At 43.5% G+C, this 20,009-nt stretch carries 25 protein-coding genes; 16 read left to right on the forward strand and 9 right to left on the reverse strand.

Going from position 1 to position 20,009, the window contains the following annotated elements; all coding sequences use genetic code 11:
- The first annotated feature begins 180 nt into the window (after window positions 1-180).
- Window positions 181-489 (forward strand): transporter substrate-binding domain-containing protein, encoded by a 309-nt coding sequence (locus tag AKG33_RS05795; protein WP_161802467.1) that lies wholly within the window; start codon window positions 181-183, stop codon window positions 487-489.
- A gap of 128 nt (window positions 490-617) precedes the next feature.
- Entirely contained in the window at window positions 618-782 is a 165-nt protein-coding gene (locus tag AKG33_RS07385; protein ID WP_161802468.1) for a hypothetical protein, read from the forward strand.
- A gap of 226 nt (window positions 783-1,008) precedes the next feature.
- On the opposite strand, the gene AKG33_RS05800 is transcribed toward AKG33_RS07385, so the two are convergent.
- The 3 genes from AKG33_RS05800 to AKG33_RS05810 form a co-directional block, all read right to left on the reverse strand.
- Window positions 1,009-1,236 carry a hypothetical protein gene (locus tag AKG33_RS05800; RefSeq protein ID WP_012031308.1) on the reverse strand — a complete coding sequence of 76 codons (228 nt, stop codon included), beginning with the start codon at window positions 1,234-1,236 and terminating at the stop codon, window positions 1,009-1,011.
- A 144-nt stretch (window positions 1,237-1,380) separates the two neighbouring features.
- Window positions 1,381-1,854 carry a hypothetical protein gene (locus tag AKG33_RS05805; protein ID WP_012031309.1) on the reverse strand — a complete coding sequence of 158 codons (474 nt, stop codon included), beginning with the start codon at window positions 1,852-1,854 and terminating at the stop codon, window positions 1,381-1,383.
- A gap of 30 nt (window positions 1,855-1,884) precedes the next feature.
- Entirely contained in the window at window positions 1,885-2,805 is a 921-nt protein-coding gene (locus AKG33_RS05810) for an LpxL/LpxP family acyltransferase (protein WP_082203972.1), read from the reverse strand.
- A gap of 66 nt (window positions 2,806-2,871) precedes the next feature.
- Here AKG33_RS05810 and AKG33_RS05815 point away from each other — a divergent pair, with 66 nt between their 5' ends.
- Window positions 2,872-3,459 (forward strand): Maf family protein, encoded by a 588-nt coding sequence (locus AKG33_RS05815; RefSeq protein ID WP_012031311.1) that lies wholly within the window; start codon window positions 2,872-2,874, stop codon window positions 3,457-3,459.
- On the opposite strand, the gene sppA is transcribed toward AKG33_RS05815, so the two are convergent.
- The 3 genes from sppA to AKG33_RS05830 all read right to left on the reverse strand — a co-directional run bounded on the left by sppA (window position 3,406) and on the right by AKG33_RS05830 (window position 7,134).
- Complete coding sequence (sppA, locus tag AKG33_RS05820) at window positions 3,406-4,377, reverse strand: signal peptide peptidase SppA (RefSeq protein WP_012031312.1); 972 nt, start codon at window positions 4,375-4,377, stop codon at window positions 3,406-3,408. The genes AKG33_RS05815 and sppA overlap by 54 nt on opposite strands.
- 3 nt (window positions 4,378-4,380) lie before the next feature.
- Entirely contained in the window at window positions 4,381-5,322 is a 942-nt protein-coding gene (locus tag AKG33_RS05825) for an RluA family pseudouridine synthase (protein ID WP_012031313.1), read from the reverse strand.
- Window positions 5,323-5,439: 117 nt separating this feature from the next.
- Window positions 5,440-7,134, reverse strand: a complete 1,695-nt coding sequence (locus tag AKG33_RS05830) for an AMP-binding protein (protein WP_041729946.1) — start codon at window positions 7,132-7,134, stop codon at window positions 5,440-5,442.
- 215 nt (window positions 7,135-7,349) lie between these two features.
- Here AKG33_RS05830 and AKG33_RS05835 point away from each other — a divergent pair, with 215 nt between their 5' ends.
- The 12 genes from AKG33_RS05835 (at window position 7,350) to AKG33_RS05890 (ending at window position 15,345) form a co-directional block, all read left to right on the forward strand.
- A complete protein-coding gene (locus tag AKG33_RS05835) occupies window positions 7,350-8,429 on the forward strand; it encodes a 3-deoxy-7-phosphoheptulonate synthase (RefSeq protein WP_012031315.1) in 1,080 nt (359 codons plus the stop codon).
- A 34-nt stretch (window positions 8,430-8,463) separates the two neighbouring features.
- Window positions 8,464-9,033: a 16S rRNA (guanine(966)-N(2))-methyltransferase RsmD gene (gene rsmD / locus AKG33_RS05840; protein ID WP_012031316.1), complete on the forward strand. Its 570-nt coding sequence runs from the start codon at window positions 8,464-8,466 to the stop codon at window positions 9,031-9,033.
- A gap of 2 nt (window positions 9,034-9,035) precedes the next feature.
- Window positions 9,036-9,527 (forward strand): pantetheine-phosphate adenylyltransferase, encoded by a 492-nt coding sequence (gene coaD / locus AKG33_RS05845; protein WP_050708028.1) that lies wholly within the window; start codon window positions 9,036-9,038, stop codon window positions 9,525-9,527.
- A gap of 59 nt (window positions 9,528-9,586) precedes the next feature.
- Window positions 9,587-9,808 (forward strand): alanine-zipper protein, encoded by a 222-nt coding sequence (locus AKG33_RS05850; protein WP_012031318.1) that lies wholly within the window; start codon window positions 9,587-9,589, stop codon window positions 9,806-9,808.
- A 149-nt stretch (window positions 9,809-9,957) separates the two neighbouring features.
- Window positions 9,958-10,212, forward strand: a complete 255-nt coding sequence (gene rpsP / locus AKG33_RS05855) for a 30S ribosomal protein S16 (RefSeq protein WP_012031319.1) — start codon at window positions 9,958-9,960, stop codon at window positions 10,210-10,212.
- The gene (gene rimM, locus AKG33_RS05860; protein WP_012031320.1) at window positions 10,212-10,739 is read left to right on the forward strand and encodes a ribosome maturation factor RimM; all 528 of its coding nucleotides are present in this window, start codon (window positions 10,212-10,214) and stop codon (window positions 10,737-10,739) included. The genes rpsP and rimM overlap by 1 nt, the downstream gene beginning before the upstream one ends.
- Window positions 10,729-11,481: a tRNA (guanosine(37)-N1)-methyltransferase TrmD gene (gene trmD, locus AKG33_RS05865; protein ID WP_041729581.1), complete on the forward strand. Its 753-nt coding sequence runs from the start codon at window positions 10,729-10,731 to the stop codon at window positions 11,479-11,481. The genes rimM and trmD overlap by 11 nt, the downstream gene beginning before the upstream one ends.
- Complete coding sequence (rplS, locus tag AKG33_RS05870; RefSeq protein WP_012031322.1) at window positions 11,481-11,843, forward strand: 50S ribosomal protein L19; 363 nt, start codon at window positions 11,481-11,483, stop codon at window positions 11,841-11,843. The genes trmD and rplS overlap by 1 nt, the downstream gene beginning before the upstream one ends.
- Window positions 11,844-11,862: 19 nt before the next feature.
- A complete protein-coding gene (locus tag AKG33_RS05875; RefSeq protein WP_050708029.1) occupies window positions 11,863-12,675 on the forward strand; it encodes a 3'(2'),5'-bisphosphate nucleotidase CysQ family protein in 813 nt (270 codons plus the stop codon).
- Between the two features lie 78 nt (window positions 12,676-12,753).
- On the forward strand, window positions 12,754-13,938 hold the full coding sequence (ubiM, locus tag AKG33_RS05880; protein ID WP_050708030.1) for a 5-demethoxyubiquinol-8 5-hydroxylase UbiM: 1,185 nt from the start codon (window positions 12,754-12,756) through the stop codon (window positions 13,936-13,938).
- Between the two features lie 226 nt (window positions 13,939-14,164).
- The gene (locus AKG33_RS05885) at window positions 14,165-14,635 is read left to right on the forward strand and encodes an invasion associated locus B family protein (protein WP_012031326.1); all 471 of its coding nucleotides are present in this window, start codon (window positions 14,165-14,167) and stop codon (window positions 14,633-14,635) included.
- Between the two features lie 35 nt (window positions 14,636-14,670).
- Window positions 14,671-15,345 (forward strand): HAD-IB family phosphatase, encoded by a 675-nt coding sequence (locus AKG33_RS05890; protein ID WP_012031327.1) that lies wholly within the window; start codon window positions 14,671-14,673, stop codon window positions 15,343-15,345.
- A gap of 93 nt (window positions 15,346-15,438) precedes the next feature.
- Here AKG33_RS05890 and AKG33_RS05895 read toward each other — a convergent pair whose 3' ends face one another.
- Complete coding sequence (locus tag AKG33_RS05895; protein WP_012031328.1) at window positions 15,439-15,801, reverse strand: MliC family protein; 363 nt, start codon at window positions 15,799-15,801, stop codon at window positions 15,439-15,441.
- Window positions 15,802-16,160: 359 nt separating this feature from the next.
- Between AKG33_RS05895 and AKG33_RS05900 the strand changes: the two genes are divergently transcribed.
- A complete protein-coding gene (locus tag AKG33_RS05900; RefSeq protein WP_012031329.1) occupies window positions 16,161-17,489 on the forward strand; it encodes a DEAD/DEAH box helicase in 1,329 nt (442 codons plus the stop codon).
- 73 nt (window positions 17,490-17,562) lie between these two features.
- Here AKG33_RS05900 and recG read toward each other — a convergent pair whose 3' ends face one another.
- Window positions 17,563-19,617 (reverse strand): ATP-dependent DNA helicase RecG, encoded by a 2,055-nt coding sequence (gene recG, locus AKG33_RS05905; RefSeq protein WP_012031330.1) that lies wholly within the window; start codon window positions 19,615-19,617, stop codon window positions 17,563-17,565.
- A 2-nt stretch (window positions 19,618-19,619) separates the two neighbouring features.
- Complete coding sequence (locus AKG33_RS05910; RefSeq protein WP_012031331.1) at window positions 19,620-20,003, reverse strand: RidA family protein; 384 nt, start codon at window positions 20,001-20,003, stop codon at window positions 19,620-19,622.
- Window positions 20,004-20,009: the final 6 nt, after the last annotated feature.

Consider the following 20,009-nt stretch of genomic DNA (forward strand, 5'->3'; position numbering starts at 1 on the left):
AATTATAATATTTTTGTTAATTTATAAACATTATTTAAATTTAGTACTTTTATTTTTTGTGTAAGATTGCAAAAAGTAACTCCAAATGGCGGATATGCAGGACTTTTTACCAAACACAATCAATAAGATAGAAGTACTCATATGCAGAAACGCTTACATGTTTTTTATCTCGCCAGCTTCATGGCATCATTATTCGCATCAGATGCAATTACCGCATCTTTTTACACACTCGCAAAAAGTTATCCCAAACATATGCCGCTTAATTTTATGGATCAAAACGGCAAACCCACAGGTTTTGAAACCGAATTAATGCAAGAAATTGCTAAAAGAGCTGACCTCAAAGAGGAGTTTGTGAGTAATACTTATTCTGTTTTGCAAAGCGTGCGGAAAAATAAAGCGGATTTGGGCATTGGTGCGGTAACCGTTACACTAGAAAGAGAGCAATATTTTGATTTTAGTGAACATTATTTACAAGTTAATCATCACTAAAGCCCCCAAAAGCTGATTTAATTAACGATATCGTCAGCTGTCGACAAAACAGTACTCACGAAAAAATTCTTCAAACTTCTGGAAAAGATTCAACCGCTATTCTTGGAGAAAAAAGTAACTTTTTAGCGGTGAAAGATGTACTTCAAGGAAAAGCAGTAACTTCCGTTGGCGATGATTCCTATATTTTCGGATTTTTTGAAAACTATAAAAATGAGGTAATTCAATTATTTGTTGATCCCTACCACGAAAAAGAGCATTACGCGATCGTGATTAAAAAGGTAATACTGAGTTAAAAAATCCGTGATTTTATGAGGGACCGCTTGAATCGTCCTCTAATTTTTTGTGTATTTTTTCCCAAAAATAAAGCTCGTTTCAATGATTAAAACGAGCTTTATTCAAAATTTTCCAACAAAATTCGTGGCAAACACCACCAAAGAAAAGACACCGGAAAAAAACTTAAATTTTAAACCAAATCACCGATGTAAAAGATGACTCACCACGAAATACGCGCATCGCCTTTTAATCAGGGTCGCGCGAATTATGAATTAAAACATCAACTAAATGATGAAAATCCCCACGCGCTGCCTCTTCAACAACGATACGACTCTCTTCCTTGGTTAAACCACTTTTCTTCGCTGCCTGTAACCACAACCGTAATAACTGCATTCCTTGATTGTTTAGAACCGCCAGCATATCAAGTTCAGCTTTTTTCTTTATCAGCGGTTTACTTTCTTTGCTATCAATCATAACTATCTCGCTGTCGCTGAATGGGATAAATCTCAGGAATCATACCACTTTTTTCGTCAATTCGTCTCATTTTTTCAAGCTCAAATAATAATATTGTTTGGGCAATTATTCATGGTTATGAAAGATTAAAACTTTGTCATTAACTCACATTCCGCTGTAACTATATTGAATAATAATAAACATAATCAGCAGAAGTATTAATAAAATAAAAACTTGCAACGGCAGCGAAGCATTATAAATCAAAGAAGATTTGTTTTGAGACTGTTGCAAAAAATCTTCTATTTTTCGCGCAATTTGCTTAACGTCTTTATAGCGACAACTGATCCCTTTTAACAAAATTTCATCGTTTTCCGAGCGAATCCACAATCGTGCCGCTTCATAAGATTCTTCGTCCACATTATCTTGATACGACTCCAAACGAAATCCGGTAACCGCTTTGCAAATAACCGTTTGTTTATACGGAATAAAAGAAAATAAATAATCTTTCTGCACCAAAATAATCGCACCATCACAGCGCCTCAAATAAAACGATGAAACGTTAAACATAAAAAAGAAAATCGCGATACCCAAACAACTCACGAGTAAAATTGCTAAAAAAACAATAACTAACCTATCCATCGATCTAACCTTACAAAAAATGAAACGGTATTAATAAAACGTTTGTTGTCCTTCCGGTCGCGTTTTAAAGCGCCGATGTAACCAAAAATATTGTGCGGGATAACGACGAATTTCCTCTTCAAAAATTGCATTTACCCGCTGCATCACTATCGTATCACTGTCGCCTGCCTGCGCCACAATTTCTGGCAAAATCCGCACAACATATTCCCGTTTTTCATCATCTCGCCACACAAAAACCGGAATCCACCGCGCGCCAGTATGTTTTTTTAACTGCGGCAAAATATTCACCGAGCAACACGAAATACCAAAAAACGGCGTAAAAACGCTCACCCGTTTTCCCATATCCTGATCGAGCGCATACCATAAATTCTCGCCCTGCCGCAACAAGCGCAAAACCTGCCGCATCTCTTTAAAATGCACCAATTGCGTTGCCGCGCGCGCGCGTTGATATTTCATCCATTCCTCAAAAAAAGGATTGGTCAACGGTCGATACATTCCTGCCGCGTCTAATTGTAAACCCAGCAACCGCACGCCCAATTCCATTAACGTACTATGAACGCTGACCAAAACCGTGCCAACATCATGATTTTCAATCAAACTCCACGCCGCTGCATCGGCTTCTAATCGCACCATTTGCCGCAAACGCGCTTCCGAATAAAACCAAGCCATACCGCTTTCAATAATCCCGATGCCAACATTTTCCGCACATTGACGATATAACGCTTCCTGCTCATTCGGCGTTAATTCAGGAAAAACTAAAGCAAGATTTTTGCGCACAATCTGCTGCCGTCTACGCGCAATACAAAGCGCCAATCTGCCTAAATAACGCCCCACGCACAAGCGCCCGCGCCACGGCAATTGCACCAACAACCACAATCCAGCCAACAATAACCAATAAATTAAAAATCGCAGTCGAAAAATCTTTTTCAATGAAGCCTGATTTTTTTTCATCGTTTTTTCTTGAACTCCTCTTTTAAGCGCCGTTACAATGCCCGCCCACCCACATCAAGGCATCACATGCACATCATTTTGGCTTCCACTTCACCTTTTCGTCAAAAACTACTCAACACGTTAGGACTTCCTTTTACCACCGCCGCGCCAGAAATCGATGAAAGCAGATTACCGCAGGAAAACGCCGCCGCGCTCGTGCAACGTTTAGCGCGCGAAAAAGCCACGGCAATTGCGGCAACAGAAAACGATTTTGTCATCGGTTCCGATCAAGTCGCTACGCTTGACGGCGAAATCATCGGCAAACCGCATACCATGGAAAACGCCGAACGACAATTAACGCGTTTTTCGCGGCGATGCGTACAGTTTTATACGGGATTATCCCTGCGCCACCGCGATCGCTATCAAACAACCGTCGTTACTTTCAACGTTTATTTTCGCGCGCTCGATCCCGCAAGCATTAAAAGTTATCTCAATCGCGAACAACCGCTTAATTGCGCCGGCAGTTTTAAAGCCGAAGGATTAGGCATTTTGCTGTTTGAACGCCTCGAAGGAGACGACCCCAACAGTTTAATTGGCTTGCCGCTGATTGCATTAAATCAATTATTTACTAATTACGGCGTGGATTTGCTCACCGACGCCGCCCAATTCACGTAATAATATTTTTCCTTGAGAAGCCGTTTGTCGTAAAAAGGCTTCCCAAGGCGATTTTTCCGGCGTGTAATCAATCACCGCGATATCTTTAAAATCGCGCGCTAATACTTGAGAAAAATCATCTAACGAATCAACGAGTCCCAAAGGCAAAGCCTGCGTTCCCGTCCAAAATAAACCCGAAAATAATTCTGGATTTTTTTCTGCATTAATTCGTTCTCCGCGCCCTTCTTTAACCGCAGCGATAAATTGTTGATGCAAATCATCAAGTAAGGTTTGCATATGCGCCAATTCTTCTTTTTTTAACGGTTCTGCGGGATTTAAAAAAGCTTTATGCGCGCCAGCGGTAAAAATACGACTTTCCAAACCTAATTTTTTCAATAAATCGCCCACGCCAACGCCGCCCGAAATTACACCGATAGAACCCACAATACTCGCCGGATCGGTATAAATTTGATCGGCAGCCGCGGCAATATAATAAGCGCCCGATGCGCCCATATCTTCGATAAAAGCATAAACGGGGATTTTATTTTCTTTTTTCAATCGCATGATTTCACGATAAATTTTCCCCGATTGAACGGGCGAACCGCCGGGAGAATTAATATTTAAAACCACCGCTTGCGTTTGATCATTGGTAAAAGCATTTTTTAATACTTCATTAATATCACGCGCATTACTTTGTTCCTGCGCGCCGATGACGCCGGAAATATGAATCAAAGCAACGTGCGGCTCGTGAACCGTTTTCACTTTATTTTTCTGCTCGATTTGCGTCATCACGGCAAGATAAAGCACGGCTAATCCAATAAAAATAAACCGAAAAATAATCTTCCAGCGCCGTTTTGCCTTCAATTCAGCTAACGCATCGCGCGCTAAATCCGCCCAAACGGGATTATTGCATTCGCTTGCCTGATGTTCTTCACTCATCAATTACTCCTGTGTCCAATGTTCCAATAATTGCTGCATCGCTTCCGTTAACGGCGCCATGACATGAATCGTTTGATTTTGATAGCAAAATTTAATTTCCCGTGCATGCAAAAATAGTCCGTGAAACCCTTTTTTGCGTACTAAATCATTAAATTCCCGTTTACCGTATTTTTTATCGCCCGCGATCGCGTGCTGACAATGCGCGGCAGAAACGCGAATTTGATGCGTGCGCCCCGTATCCAAAACGGCTTCCATCAATGTTGCATCTTGCCAGCGTTGCAAAACATAAAACCACGTACGGGCAAATTGCGCGTTTTCCAGCTCACTGACCTGCATTTTTTCCCTAACGTTTAACGGCGCTTTTGTTAAATGCACAACAACTTCCGCTTCTTCGCGCGTCCAAACGCCGTCAACTAACGCCCAATAACGTTTTTCAACCGTGCCCTCATTCATTGCCGTTTGGAACGCGTTCAATGCTTGACGATGTTTTCCCAAAACCAAAACGCCAGAAGTATCGCCATCTAAACGGTGCGCGAGTTCTGCATAATTTTCGCCCCAAATCGACCGCACCACATCAATAACGCCAAATTCATGACCGCTGCCGCCGTGCACCACAATGCCTGCCGGTTTATTCAAAATCAAAAAATGATCGTCTTCATATAAAACCGCCGCTTCAATGCGTTTTTGCCAATAAATGGGAATCGCAACATCGGCGCGTTGTGCATTAATAATTGGCGGCAAACGAATCACATCGCCGGCGCAAATTTTATCGGTTGGTTTCACGCGTTTTTTATTCCGCCGCACTTCACCTTTGCGTAACATTTGATAAATGCGGCTTTTCGGCAAAGCGGGATGATATTTGCGGATAAAATTGTCAACACGCTGCCCCGCGTCCGCAGCGGAAACCGTCATAAAATGAACGCGATGAGCGTCAATTTGTTCCATAAAAACCTTTTAAAACGTCAACAAAAAACGCGGTGATTGTAGATAAATCATCTTCAATCTCGCAAATACTATTTTTAAGTTCATAAAAAACCAGCGATGAATCGCTGGTTGCTCTTATTACGACGCCGCCGGCGCCTGCATTTTTTCGCGTTCTTTACGCATCAAATCGCGGCGCAAAATTTTACCCACGTTAGATTTGGGCAATTCTGAGCGAAATTCGTAAAATTTCGGACGTTTATAACCGGTGAGATTAGCGCGCGCATAATGACGCAATTCTTCTTCCGTCAACTTTTTCTCCGGTTTTAACACCACAAACGCTTTGACCGCTTCGCCAGTTTTTTCGTACGGAATACCAATGACCGCCGATTCCAAAACGTCGGGGTGCGCATTTAATACGGATTCCACTTCCGACGGATAAACGTTAAATCCCGATACCAAAACCATATCTTTTTTACGATCGACTAATCGGCAAAAACCGCGCGCATCCATCGTTGCCATATCGCCTGTTTTAAACCAGCCGTCTTTGAGACTTTCTTCGGTTTCTTGCGGTTGCCGCCAATAGCCTTTCATCACTTGCGGTCCTTTTACCCATAATTCACCGATGGCGCCCGTTTCTACCGGCATGCCGTTTTCATCACAAATTTTTACTAACGTTTCAGAAACCGGATAACCAATCCCATTGGTAAATCCTTCGTTATACAATAAGTTAGCGGTGACGATCGGCGAGGTTTCCGTTAAACCATAACCTTCGATGATGACGTTACCCGTAACGTTTTGCCATTCATCAGCAACGCCTTTATCCAACGGCATGCCGCCGGAAACCACAAAGCGCAAATGGGAAAAATCCAAATTTTTAAAGTTCGGCGAACGCAATAATCCCCGAAAAAGCGTATTTAAACCGGTCATTACGCTAAAAGGATAAGATTTTAAGGTGCGCACAAAACTTTTCGTATCGCGCGGATTGGTGATTAAAACGTTATGCATGCCCAAACTGGGTAAACACATCGCATTGACCGTGCAACAAAAAATATGATAAAGCGGCAATGGCGTAATGCAGATCATGCCGGGTTTATCAATACCTTTTCCTACCCAATAAGTGACTTGCTGAATATTGGCTAATAAATTGCGGTGCGTGAGCATCGCACCTTTGGCAATGCCGGTGGTGCCGCCGGTATATTGCAAAACGGCGATATCGTCCAAATCAATTTCTGGCGCTTGAAAGGGAAGCTCCGATGAAAGAAAAATATGTTTGTAATTAATGGATTGTTCAAAATAATAATTGGGCACAAGTTGCTTGATGTAACGCACAACAAAATTAACAATCATGCCTTTTCCCCAACCCAATTCATCGCCAAATTGCGTGATGATAATGTCTTTTAAAGAGGGCAAATGCGCGCAAACGTCAGCCAGCGTATGCGCAAAATTTTCCGCAATCACAATGCCGCGCACGTCGGCATCTCGCAATTGATACTCCAATTCGCGCGCGGTATATAACGGATTGACGTTAACCGCAATAATGCCCGCTTTAAAACAGGCGTATAACGTAATCGGATATTGCAATAAATTAGGCATCATAATGGCTAAACGATCGCCTTTTTGATAACCCAATTTTTGTTGTAAATAAGCAGCAAGTATGCTGGATTTACGATCGATATCGTCAAAAGTTAATGTGCTGCCAAAATTAGTATAAGCAGGTCGGTCGCGATACGTGCGGCACATTTGAATCACAAAATCGCTTAAATTGTTAAACTTCAACGCTTCAAAATGTTTGGGTAACCATTCTGGATAATATGCCAGCCATGGCGTTTTAATCTCTAATGCGTCCTCATTCATAAGTCACCTTCTAAAAATGGTTCCGTTCAATAGCCGAATCGAGCCGGCGAGAGCGAGGAGGATAATCCCTTTTATTATTTTTTGGTAAAAATTCATTTTACCGCCCTCAAAGTAGCCGATCCAATATTTATGGATTATCGTTGATTTTTTGCATCAAATCCCTAGACTATGTCCATTTTTGATGGCTTACAACCATGCCTACTGCTTCCAATTCTCATCATTCCTTTATTACTCAAACTCTTTTGCCCAGCCCCGAATCCCTTATTCATGCTTTGCCAGCAAACGCCGTCGCCGCGCAAACCATTCATCAGGCGCGCCAAACTATTTGCCAAATTTTAAACCGCCACGATAACCGCAAATTATTCATCATCGGACCTTGTTCAATTGACGATCCCGTCGCCGCTTTAGATTATGCGCAACGTTTAAAACAACTCGCCGATGAGGTAAAAGATACTTTTTTTATCGTGATGCGCGTTTATTTAGAAAAACCGCGCACCGGTGTGGGCTGGAAAGGTTTTATCAATGATCCCGATTTAGACCAAAGCTTTAATATTGAAAAAGGACTTTATCTCGCCCGCCAATTATTAATTGATATTAATACGTTAGGTTTGCCGTGCGCAACAGAAGCGCTCGAGCCTATTTCTGTGCCCTATTTAAACGATTTAATCAGTTGGACGGCAATTGGCGCGCGCACCGCCGAAAGCCAAATTCACCGCGAAATCGCCTCCGCACTGGAAACGCCGGTGGGTTTTAAAAATAGTACGGACGGTTGTTTAGACAGTGCCATTTATGCCATGAAATCCGCCGCACAACCGCACCATTTTCTAAGCATTAATACGCGCGGAATGGCGGTAATTACGCATAGTTCGGGCAATCCTCATACGCATATCGTTTTACGCGGTGGTCGTTTGGGCATAAATTATGACGCCGACAGCGTGGCATTGTGCACCAAATTGCTGCAACAACACGGCTTAAAAACCAATATTATGATCGATTGTTCGCATGCGAATTCTGGAAAAGATCATCAACGGCAACCCATTGTTTTAAAAAATGTAATCGAACAAATTTGCCGCGGTAACCGCGCCATTATGGGATTGATGTTAGAAAGTTATTTACAAGCAGGCAATCAACGTTTAACCGCCGGCGGTTGTTCATTAAAATTGGGCACATCTTTGACCGATCCCTGCCTCGATTGGGAAACAACGCAATCTATTGTTTTACAATCAAGAGATATGCTCACCGCGCATATATCGGCAGACAGTGCGTTGCCGTAAATCACGCGTTTTTTATTATGCTTTAAGGAATTTCATGAAAAAATCTAAACCGTTACCTCAATGCATTCATATTATTGCTGGCAAACATCGCGGCAGGAAAATTGCCGTCGACGACCGTCCTGAACTTCGTCCCAGCCCCAATCGCGTGCGCGAAACGGTTTTTAATTGGCTGCAATTTGAATTAGCAGGCAGTTATGTTTTAGATGCTTTTGCCGGCACGGGCGCGATGGGTTTGGAGACATTATCTCGCGGCGCGCAAAGTGCATTATTTTGTGAAACGCATGCGCATAGCGTGCAACAATTGCGCGCAATTTTGCAGGAATGGAAGGAACCACACGCGCGCGTTTTGGCAGGCGATGTTTTGGTTTTAGAACCCAATGTTCGCTACGATGTAATTTTTCTCGATCCACCTTTTTCTCAAAATATCCATCAAAAATTGGTGCATAAATTTGCGCAAGATGCTTGGTTAAAACCGCACGGAAAAATTTATTTGGAAGCAAATTTTCCGTTAGAAAATATTGAATTACCGCCGCAATATTTTTGGCATAAACACAGCAAAGCGGGCAAAGTTTATTTTGGTTTAATCGCGAAAAAAGACGAGTAAAAATGCGCATTGCTTTATATCCCGGAACCTTCGATCCAATTACTTTGGGACATCAAGAAATCATTGAGCGCGGCAGTTTGTTATGCGACCGCCTATATATTGGCGTTGCGGTGGGACATCATAAAAAAACTTTATTTTCATTATCAGAACGTTGTGAGCTGGTTAACGGCGTATTAGCGGATTTAACCTTGCATTGTCCGGTAGAAGTTGTGCCGTATTGCGGTTTACTTGCAACTTTGTATCAAAAACTACACGCTAACATTTTAATCCGCGGATTGCGCAGCGCAGGCGATTTTGAATATGAACGCCAATTGTTTTACGCCAATCAACATCTCAACGCACAAATCGAAACCGTTTTTTTGCTACCAGCGCCGCAATATTCCTTTATTTCATCAACGCTTGTTCGCGAATTAGCACAATTAAACGGCGCGCTCGACGGGCTGGTTCATGACATTGTGAAAAAAAAATTACGCTTGAATAGTGGCGGACAATAGCAATTTTGCTATACTGTTTGTTGTCATTTTGACACTAATTTAAAAACAAGGAGACTTTCATGAAAAAATTAATCGCTTTATCAGCTGTTGCTCTGCTTTTTACCGGTTGCGCAAGCCAAACTGCTACTGATAACACAGAATTAGCATCTTTGCGTGCATCTATTGAAGAAGCGCGCGCTGCTGCGGTTCAAGCAAACCAAACTTCTCAACAAGCTTTACAATTAGCACAACAAAACGCTGCTAAAATTGATCGTGTATTTACAAAATCACAATTAAAATAATCCGTTCGGATAAAAAATAAAAAACGGGCAACTCGCCCGTTTTTTTATTCCTGTGATGTTGTATAAAAACAACATTTCCCCCGCTTCTTTTTTTTATTTTCTTGCGTATAATACGCCCTCTTTTTATTCATCAATTGAAAAGGTATTTTATGTTAGCAATCCGACTATCTCGTGGCGGTTCTAGAAAACGTCCGTTTTACCATGTAGTTGCAACTGACAGCCGCAATGCGCGTGACAGCAATTTTATTGAACGTCTCGGTTTTTTCAATCCACAAGCGCGCGGTCAAGAAGAAGAACTTCGACTCGATCTCGAACGAATTGAATACTGGCAATCCCAAGGCGGTCAAATCAGTGATCGTGTTAAAAGTTTGATCAAACAATACAAAAAATCTGCGAATAAATAATGAAAGCCCAACCGACGCTGATTGCGTTGGGACGAATTATCGGAGTACACGGGGTACGCGGCTGGGTTAAAATTCACTCGGAATGTCGTCCTCGTGAAGCCATTTTTAACTATTCTGTGTTTCAGGCAACCCGTCATCATCACGCGCAAACATTAAAATTGCTCGACGCACGGCGTTCAGGAAAATCATTGATTGCGCTGTTTGCTGATATTTGCGATCGAGATGCCGCTTTGCAACTCAATGGTTTTACGTTAAACGTCACACGCGCAGACTTGCCGCAACTCAAAAACGGGCAATATTATTGGACTGACGTTTTGGGGCTGACGGTTATCAATCGAAGCGGCGAACATTTGGGCAAAGTCTGCGATATTTTTGAAACCGGCGCCAATGATGTGCTCGTCATCAATAAAGATGGGCAAGAATATTTAATTCCTTTTATCAGCGAACGTTATATCGATCGCATTGATTTTGAAAATAAATATTTGTACGTTGATTGGCAAATGGCGTGGACTGACGATGCGGATTGATTTTGTCAGCATTTTTCCCCAACTTATCCAAAATTGGTTTAATCAAGGGATTATTGCGCGAGCGGTAGAACGCGAGATTGTGCAGTTTTTTTACCATAATCCGCGTGATTTTAGTGAAAATCGCTACCGCCGCATTGATGATCGACCGTTCGGCGGTGGACCGGGCATGGTGATGCAATATGAACCGCTGGCAAAAACTGCCGAACAAATTAATGCCAGCGTCAGCGAAAAACCGCTGCATATTTATTTAAGTCCGCAGGGTGAACCGTTTCATAACCGTATCGCTCAAATGTTGGCACAAAAAGACCATTTGGTTTTGTGGTGCGGACGTTATGAAGGAATCGATCAGCGTTTCATAGAACGTTATATTGATTTAGAAATTTCTTTGGGAGATTTCGTGCTTTCTGGGGGCGAGATTGCGGCGGCGGCAGTTGCTGATGCAGTTTGTCGTTTTGTGCCGCGCGTTTTGGGAGACGAACATTCCGCGCAGGAAGATTCTTTTCAAAACGTTTTGCTGGATCACCCTCACTATACACGCCCTGAAAATGCTGGTAAAATCCGCGCCCCTGAAATCCTGCTAAGCGGCAACCATGAAAAAATTGCCCGTTGGCGGTTAAAACAAGCTTTAGGTACCACCTTTTTGCGTCGTCCTGATTTGTTTGACGCGCTTGTACTCACCGATACGCAGAAAGACTTATTAAATGAATTTTTAGCTGAATATTCAATTTCCGGAGAGCTATGATGAGCAAAATCATCGATATTTTAGAAAAAGAACAAATTAGAACGGATCTGCCAGAATTTGGTCCTGGCGATACATTGGTTGTACAAGTCAAGATCCGTGAAGGCAATAATGAACGTTTACAAGCCTTTGAAGGCATTTGCATTGCTAAGAGAAACCGCGGCATTGGTTCATCATTTACCGTGCGCAAAATTTCTCACGGTGAAGGCGTTGAACGGGTATTTCAAACCCACAGCCCATTGGTCAGTTCCGTTACAGTAAAACGCCGTGGTGATGTTCGCCGCGCGAAACTGTACTATCTGCGTGCCTTGCAAGGTAAAGCCGCTCGCATTAAAGAAAAGTTGGAAAAAAAAGCTTCTGTTTAATCAAGAAGTTGTAATCTCAATGCAGGATTACATTTTACCGATCGCCGCTTTGTGTCGCACGACATCTGCGGCGATTTTGCGTTTTTACGGTCAAAAAGAACATTTACACGTTCAAGAAAAATCCAATCATACGCCGTTGACGAATGCTGATTTAACCGCGCACCGCCTTTTAAGCGAGGGTTTGCCGAACATTCTGCCTTTGCCCGTGGTCAGTGAAGAATCGAGTCATACATTAAAAACGGCTTCACTACGCGATTATTGGCTCATTGATCCCATCGACGGCACCAAAGAATTCATCGCCCAAACGGGGGAATTTTGCATTTGCATCGCGCGCATTTACCAGCATCACCCGATTTTTGGACTGATTTATGCGCCAACCACGCATCAATATTGGTATGCAATCGCCGGCGAAGGCGCATATACCAAGAATAATCAAGGCATTACGAAACGGCTTTTCTGCCGCCGCCCGAATAATCAATTCACCGTGATTACCGCAAAACCGCAAATGCACCAAAATATCCGCCAATATTTACATGCCATTTTTCCCGATGATGATTATCAGCACATTGCTTGCGGCAGCGCTTTAAAATTTTGTTTCATCGCTGAAGGTAAAGCAGATTTATATCCCAAACTCGCGGCAAAAACCTGCGAATGGGATACGGCTGCCGGCGATATTTTGCTACACGAAGCGCAAGGCGGTTTGCGTTATTTGGGTAATACTTCATTGCGTTACGGCATTGCTGATGATCCTTTAAATCCGCCCTTTCTTGCTTTTGCTCACTGTTCGGAAGAACGCATTCAAGCGTGGTTTGAACAAATTTCTGTGCGATAGCGCGATTTGAAAAACCCGCGCCGCCGTTGATTTCGTCTCTATGTTAAAATTTTTCAAAAATACAATGAGGAAATATTTATGAAAAAAAGTGACGTTATCGTCGTGGGCGCAGGTCCCGCGGGATTGAGTTTTTGCCGCGCACTTGCCGATAGTCAACTCAACATGACGCTCATCGATCCGCATTGCGCTGATGAATTAGCCACCGCGTCTTATGACGGTCGCGAAATTGCGCTCACGCACCCTTCAAAAGAAATACTGCAACAGTTGGGCATCTGGCAAAAAATCCCCGAACACGAAATTTATCAGCTGCGCGATGCCAAAGTCGTTAACGGTTGCGATGTTCGCGCTTTGCATTTTCCTCAACCAACGCACAATAGCAAAAAACAACCCATTGATAATTTAGGCTATTTTGTATCGAATTATCAAATTCGCCGCGCCGCGTATGCTGCCGTATCAACGCAAGAAAATATCCATTGGCGTTTAGAACAACGCGTTGCCAGCGCTCGTTGTAATGATGATTGCGCAACCGTGACCTTAACCAACGGTGAAACTTTAACCGCGGATTTATTAATCGCCGCCGACAGTCGTTTTTCCACCATTCGTCAACAAATTGGAATCGCTGCCGATTTGCACGATTTCGCGCGTACGGTCATCGTTTTTCGCGTGGAGCACGAAATCCCGCATCAACAAACCGCTTACGAATGTTTTTTTTACGGTAACACTTTGGCTTTATTACCACTTTCTGAACACATCACCAATTGCGTGGTAACGATTGATACGCAAAAATTGCCGCAATTTATGGCGTTAACCCAAGAAGAATGGGCAGAAACCATCAGCGAACAAATTGCGCACCGTTTTGGAAAAATGCGCGTTATCAGCGAATTGCATCATTATCCTTTAATGGCGGTTCACGCGCGCCAGTTTTATGCGCCTCATTGCGCTTTAATTGGCGATGCGGCGTGCGGCATGCACCCAGTTACCGCGCAAGGGTTTAATTTGGGACTAAAAAGTCAACACATTTTAAGCCGATTAATCATACAAGCCGCGGAACAAGGAAAAAGCATCGCCGCGCCCCAACTTTTAAAAAACTATAACCGCCGTCATCAAATCAATACGCGTCCGCTTTATCACGGCACCAATCACATCGTTCATTTGTTTACGCGTGAAACCCGTGCCGCACGATTTTTGCGGCGGCATATCGTGCAAATTAGCGACCGTTTTTCCCCGTTAAAACATTTAATCAGCCGACAATTAACCGGTTAACATGGCAAAAACTAAAAAGCAATGATCCAAACATGGATTTTTTGTAAATATTATTTGCCGGACACCAGCGGCACTTGCTAAACTGCCCACTCCTTTTAAAAATCGTTTTGCCGGCATTTTCCCGACGATTAAATCAAAGATTGCAGCGATTTTTTCCGATGAACCGTCGCGGAATATGCCAAAACGCTTTATTTTTAGCGTCAAAATTTATGGAGTAATGATTTAAATGAATATCACGCAAAAACTCATTCTTGCATCGCTTCTTTCTTGCGCTGCCACGTTGACTTCTGCCGCGATTAAAGAAGGGCAAGCATATGGCGACTGGAAAGGCGTTTGCCAAGAGAAAGAATGTGGCATCATTCAATTGGTTAATAATCAAAATAATATGCCTGTTGGGCGGATTGTGCTGCGCAAATTGCCGCAAACGGGAAATACGCCCGTGATGATCGTCACCGTGCCGTTGGGCGTTAATTTGCATGCCGGTTTGGGTATGGCAGTTGATAATAAAGAAATTTTGAAAGCTCCTTTTGATTTCTGCGATCCCAGCGGTTGTAACGTTGCTATTCCTTTAGCAGGCGATAAAATTTCTGCGCTGCAAAAAGGCAATAAACTTCAAGTTGCCGCCTTTATTGGTGACGAGCAACAAATGATGGAATTCTCATTAAAGGGCATTACAAACGCGATCAAAGCGCTTTAACAATTGCCTAATTTATTGATTAAAAAGGATTTTAAATGACTACTTTAGCTTCCCCAGATGGGATTGTGTTTGATTGTGACGCTACGCTTTCCGCCGTTGCTGGTATTGATGCGCTGGCAGATTTTAAGCATAAAGAAAAAGAAATTGCGAAAATTAACAACCAATTAAAGGTTGGAAGTATCAGCGCTGAAGTTGCTTATCGCAAACGCATTGATGCGTTAACGCCTTCTCGCAGCGATTTAGAAATTCTTGCTAACCGTTATTTAGAACAAATCACCGAAGGCGCCGCCGATGTGATCGTTTCTTTGCGTGCGCGCGGCATTCGCGTTGGCATTGTGAGCACGGGATTACGCGAGGCGATTTTACCGCTGGCAGCGCAATTACACATTGCCAAAGAAGACGTTTTCGCCGTTGATTTATTGCTCGATGCTGAGGGCAATTATTTCAATATCGTGCCAACGCCTTTAATGGGTAAAGCCGGCAAAGCCGAAATGATCAAGATGTGGAAAAAACAACATCAACTAAACTGCGTTTATATGGTTGGTGACAACATGACCGATATCGCAGCTAAAGCTGATGAAGCTGCTGATGCCGTGATTGGTTACGGCGGCATTGTTGCGCGTCCTGAAGTCGAAAAAGCGGCGGATATTTTTTACCGTCAAACCGATTTGCGCGGTCTCATTCAACTTTTAAAACCCAGAGGCGCATAAATTAAAACCGTTTTTATTGTCGTTAACGAAATGGGACTTTAAAAGCGTTTTCATCGCATGACGCCAAATGCGTCATGCTTTTTGCGTTTTACACTATTTCGCGCGGCAAGTGGTTTCAACGAGATTGCCGTATTGATCATAAAAACTAAATGCAGCTTCTTTATTTTTGGTATGCCATTCGGTGCGTTTACCAAATAATCCTTGTTCATTGAGATAAAGTTCGCCAGAAGCAGCCGGTGCAATCGTCAATTGCGTAGCGTCTTCATTCAACATTAATGAAACTTGCTCATCATTGAGTTGTTTAATTCCGACTGCTAACCCATTTTCACAGTCATAAGATTCATAGCCCGCCACCACAGGACGTTGTTCTGCAACATTTGTGCTTTCTGGAGAAGACACACAAGCCGTACTCAAGAAAAATGCAGCGCCAGCTAACAAGAAATAATTTTTTTTCATCATAGATTCCTTTTCGTCTAACTATGGGGGTTTCACTATACCGCAATTATTTTGCAAAAAGAGATTATTTTTAACCAAAATTATTGCATTAAACAATCAATAAAACTTTACGCACCACCATCGCCGTTTACCAAATTAATGAAAAACCGCAACAACGTCGCCACGCAAAATAATTGAAATTCATTGCTTTTGCTCTTGATGTGCGTATAATCCGCCGCTTACGTCCATCGCCCGCGATCCTGCGCAGTTTCTGCTTTCTGATTGTTGCCGATGATTTTGTCGCTACGCGACCTACGGCAACACCGCTTCTATGCTCATTTTCATGATGATGCGGCTGCCCCTTCCTTAAAGGAACCCTCATGAATAATACGTTCTCCGAACTCGGACTATCCACGCAAATTCTGCGTACCATTAGCCGTCACGGTTACGAAAAACCCACGCCCATTCAAGCGCGCGCCATTCCTTTGGCTTTGCAAGGACGCGATCTTTTGTTATCCGCGCAAACTGGCTCCGGAAAAACCGCAGCGTTTGTGCTACCCATACTGCAACAACTCGCCGCAGAACCAACCAAAAGCAAATTGCCGCGCGCGTTAATCGTCATTCCGACGCGTGAACTCGCGCAACAAGTGCAAGACAGCGTTTTTCAATACAGCCGTGAATTCAAAGAATTATATTCAATCACGCTCGTTGGCGGCACAGCTTATCAAAAACAAATCCGCGCTTTGAAAAAAGGCGTATCCATCGTGGTGGCAACGCCTGGACGCCTGCTCGATCACGTTCGTGAAGGTCATTTAGATTTATCACAAATCCGTTATTTAGTGTTAGATGAAGCCGATCGCATGCTGGATATGGGTTTTTCCGACGATATGCACGCCATCATCAAACAATGTCCCCAAAATCGCCAAACCATCATGAGCTCGGCAACATGGGACGGCAACGTTGGCAAAATCGCCGCAGGTTTTACGCACAACGCCGAAAAAATCATCATTGCCCCCGAAACCAGCCACATTGAAGAAATCAGTTATTTCACCGACGATCAAGCGCATAAAAACGCCGTTTTAGATCGTTTATTAGCTGATGAAGCAGTCACACAATGCATTGTTTTTACTGCAACAAAATCAACCACCGAAACCGTTGCTCATCATTTATATGAAAACGGTTTTCAAGCGCAATTTTTACACGGCGATTTACAACAACAAAAACGCAATCGCATCATCGAACGTTTTCGTAACGGGCAAATTAACGTTTTAGTCGCCACCGATATCGCCGCGCGCGGCATTGATATTCCTGCGATTAGCCACGTTATTAATTATGATTTACCGCGCCAAAGTGAAGATTATGTGCACCGAATTGGACGCAGCGGACGCGCCGGACGCAGCGGCGTTGCCTTGAATTTAGTCAGCCTCACCGACCGCGCAGCAATGGCACATATTGAACGCTATTTAAAACGCGCCATTAAAACTGATGTTTTAGAAGGTTTGGAACCCACAAAAGTACCGAGCAAGAAAAAACCAAGCAGTGGACGCGGCAAAACGTGGCAAGCGCGCGGCGCAAAAAATGGAAGTCGTGCAAATAGTGAAGCAAAATCTGCGCGCGGCAATTGGCATGACCGCAAAACGGGCAAAATAACCGTCGCGCGAAAAAGAAGCCGCGCCGAGGGCAAATCTTTTGCACACCGCGCTTCATAACATCAAAAATTAATTTTAAAAAAGTCCTCTTTATTGAGGGCTTTTATTTTTTCAGTTTAAAAACCTGCGTTTTTTATACCCGCAAATAATGCGTTTTATCGTGCAACCAACGCTTTTGTAAAACCGCAGCAAAAGCTTTATCTTCGCACAACCATGTTTCCACCCATTGGGCAACATGCGGTAAATGAGCATAATCACGCGTTAAATCAGCAAGATAAAATCCATTTTCTCCGGTTTGTTTGGTGCCCAATAATTCGCCGGCGCCGCGCAAAAGTAAATCTTCTTCGGCAATTTGAAATCCGTCCGTTGTAGCGCGCATCACCGCCAGCCGCCGCTGCGCATTTTCTCCCAACGGCGCTTGATATAACAATACGCAATAAGATTGTTGCGACCCGCGCCCCACCCGTCCGCGTAATTGATGCAATTGCGATAAACCAAAACGTTCCGCATTTTCAATAATCATCAGCGTGGCATTAGCAACGTCAACGCCGACTTCAATCACGGTGGTTGCCACCAAAATATCAACAGCGCCGGCAGCGAAAGCTTCCATTTTTTCACGGCGCGCGTCGGACGATAGTTTTCCGTGTACAAACTCAACGCGCAAATCGGGCAATGAACGTTGCAAATAAGCCGTCATCGCTTCCCCGTTTTCGCAAACGAATACATCGGATTCCTCAATAAAAGGACATACCCAATAAGCTTGTTGCCCTTTTCGACAAACGGCGCCCAAACGCGCAATCAAAGTATCGCGATGATGATTGCTCATGACCGCGGTTTGTATGGATTTCCGTCCCGCAGGCAATTGATCGATGATGGAAGTGGATAATTTTCCGTACAAACTCATGGCTAAAGTCCGCGGGATCGGCGTCGCTGTTAAAATTAATTGATGCGGCGCCCATTCTTCATGACTTTTATCTTGTAATTGAAAACGTTGATGCACACCAAAACGATGTTGTTCATCAATAATAATCAGCGCCAAACGATGGTAATTTACTTGCGATTGAAACAAAGCATGAGTGCCGACAATTAATGCCGCTTCGCCGCGTTCAATAGCTTTTAACCGCGCTCTTTTGGTTTTTGCTGATAATTTTCCCGTTAATAAAACCGGTTCAATCGCGCTCAATTTCAATAATTTTTTCATGTTGGCGGCGTGTTGTTCGGCTAATAATTCGGTTGGCGCCATAAAGGCGACTTGTTTACCTGCGGCAATGGCTTGCAAAGCCGCTAAAAGCGCGATCACCGTTTTTCCAGAACCAACATCGCCTTGCACCAAACGCATCATTGGCGCGTTTTTTGCTAAATCTGCGGCAATTTCCGCGTGAACACGTTTTTGTGCGGCGGTTAAAGTAAACGGCAACGCCGCGATAAATTGTTGAATCAGTACGCTATTTTCTGGCAATTCCGGCGCCGTTTTTTGTTGTTGATGCATTCGTGCCTGCGTAAACGATAATTGGTGCGCACACAATTCTTCCATAATTAACCGCTGACGCGCTGGGTGTTGCGGTAAAAGTAAAGCATTGGGATCTGCGGTTAAAGGCGGTTGGTGCAAAATGCGCAATGCTTGCGCCAGCGACAAAAAACCTTTTTGCGTTAAAGCATCGGTTTCCGAAATAACTAATTGTTTTAAAACATCATTTATCGCTTGTTGCCAATGCGCCTGCGTGAGTCCTTGAACGCTTGAATAAATGGGATACCACGTTTTCGGAAGCGGCGGCAAATGTTCATTAGTAAGCCACGTAATCTCTGGGTGCGACATTTCCGGCAACGCAAAACTGCGGTTAATTTTGCCGTAAAACAAACCCCAACGCCCCGCGCGAAAGGTTTTTATTTGATTGGGGTAAAAATGAAAATAACGTAAGTAGAGTTCGCCGCCGGCGCGGTCGCGCAATAAAACCGTTAAGACGGGGCGGCGGTATTGTTGAATTTCTGCGCGTATAACTTGCCCGTGCACAAAAGCCGTCTGCCCGTCTTGCAAATCATTCATTGCGGTTAAACGCGAATGATCTTCATAACGCTGCGGCAAATGCAGCAATAAATCGCGGATTGTTTTGACGTCTGCGCGCAAAAAAGCCCGAGTACGGTAAGGACTCAGGCTTAAAATGGCATTTAATTCTGCGGAAAAATCCACTATTAATCCACAACTAATACAAGCTCAACTTCAACCATCGCATCTTTGGGTAAACGGCTGACTTCTACCGCAGAACGCGCAGGATACGGTGCTGAAAAATAGCTCGCCATCATATCGTTGAAAACGGCAAAATTATTCATATCAGAAATGAAAACGTTTACTTTCACAACTTTACTAAAATCGGTGCCGGCGGCAGCGCAAACGGCTTTTAAGTTTTCAAAAACTTGTTTGGCTTGTGCTTTAAAATCGCCAGCAACAATAGCGCCAGTTTTCGGATCGAGCGGAATTTGTCCTGATGTATAAATCAAATTACCAGCGCGAATGGCTTGTGAATAAGGTCCGATTGCTTTCGGGGCATTATCAGAATGAATAACCGTTTTAGTCATAATTTA

Origin of the sequence: Dichelobacter nodosus, assembly GCF_001263335.1 — a bacterium.
Taxonomy (GTDB): Bacteria; Pseudomonadota; Gammaproteobacteria; order Cardiobacteriales; family Cardiobacteriaceae; genus Dichelobacter; species Dichelobacter nodosus.

Bases quoted from the DNA above. Each gene is read 5' to 3' on its own strand.
- AKG33_RS05795 (WP_161802467.1), top strand. From the start codon at position 181: ATGGCATCATTATTCGCATCAGATGCAATTACCGCATCTTTTTACACA.
- AKG33_RS05800 (WP_012031308.1), bottom strand. From the start codon at position 1,236: ATGATTGATAGCAAAGAAAGTAAACCGCTGATAAAGAAAAAAGCTGAA.
- AKG33_RS05805 (WP_012031309.1), bottom strand. From the start codon at position 1,854: ATGGATAGGTTAGTTATTGTTTTTTTAGCAATTTTACTCGTGAGTTGT.
- AKG33_RS05810 (WP_082203972.1), bottom strand. From the start codon at position 2,805: ATGAAAAAAAATCAGGCTTCATTGAAAAAGATTTTTCGACTGCGATTT.
- AKG33_RS05815 (WP_012031311.1), top strand. From the start codon at position 2,872: ATGCACATCATTTTGGCTTCCACTTCACCTTTTCGTCAAAAACTACTC.
- sppA (WP_012031312.1), bottom strand. From the start codon at position 4,377: ATGAGTGAAGAACATCAGGCAAGCGAATGCAATAATCCCGTTTGGGCG.
- AKG33_RS05825 (WP_012031313.1), bottom strand. From the start codon at position 5,322: ATGGAACAAATTGACGCTCATCGCGTTCATTTTATGACGGTTTCCGCT.
- AKG33_RS05835 (WP_012031315.1), top strand. From the start codon at position 7,350: ATGCCTACTGCTTCCAATTCTCATCATTCCTTTATTACTCAAACTCTT.
- rsmD (WP_012031316.1), top strand. From the start codon at position 8,464: ATGAAAAAATCTAAACCGTTACCTCAATGCATTCATATTATTGCTGGC.
- coaD (WP_050708028.1), top strand. From the start codon at position 9,036: ATGCGCATTGCTTTATATCCCGGAACCTTCGATCCAATTACTTTGGGA.
- AKG33_RS05850 (WP_012031318.1), top strand. From the start codon at position 9,587: ATGAAAAAATTAATCGCTTTATCAGCTGTTGCTCTGCTTTTTACCGGT.
- rpsP (WP_012031319.1), top strand. From the start codon at position 9,958: ATGTTAGCAATCCGACTATCTCGTGGCGGTTCTAGAAAACGTCCGTTT.
- rimM (WP_012031320.1), top strand. From the start codon at position 10,212: ATGAAAGCCCAACCGACGCTGATTGCGTTGGGACGAATTATCGGAGTA.
- trmD (WP_041729581.1), top strand. From the start codon at position 10,729: ATGCGGATTGATTTTGTCAGCATTTTTCCCCAACTTATCCAAAATTGG.
- rplS (WP_012031322.1), top strand. From the start codon at position 11,481: ATGAGCAAAATCATCGATATTTTAGAAAAAGAACAAATTAGAACGGAT.
- AKG33_RS05875 (WP_050708029.1), top strand. From the start codon at position 11,863: ATGCAGGATTACATTTTACCGATCGCCGCTTTGTGTCGCACGACATCT.
- ubiM (WP_050708030.1), top strand. From the start codon at position 12,754: ATGAAAAAAAGTGACGTTATCGTCGTGGGCGCAGGTCCCGCGGGATTG.
- AKG33_RS05885 (WP_012031326.1), top strand. From the start codon at position 14,165: ATGAATATCACGCAAAAACTCATTCTTGCATCGCTTCTTTCTTGCGCT.
- AKG33_RS05890 (WP_012031327.1), top strand. From the start codon at position 14,671: ATGACTACTTTAGCTTCCCCAGATGGGATTGTGTTTGATTGTGACGCT.
- AKG33_RS05895 (WP_012031328.1), bottom strand. From the start codon at position 15,801: ATGAAAAAAAATTATTTCTTGTTAGCTGGCGCTGCATTTTTCTTGAGT.
- AKG33_RS05900 (WP_012031329.1), top strand. From the start codon at position 16,161: ATGAATAATACGTTCTCCGAACTCGGACTATCCACGCAAATTCTGCGT.
- AKG33_RS05910 (WP_012031331.1), bottom strand. From the start codon at position 20,003: ATGACTAAAACGGTTATTCATTCTGATAATGCCCCGAAAGCAATCGGA.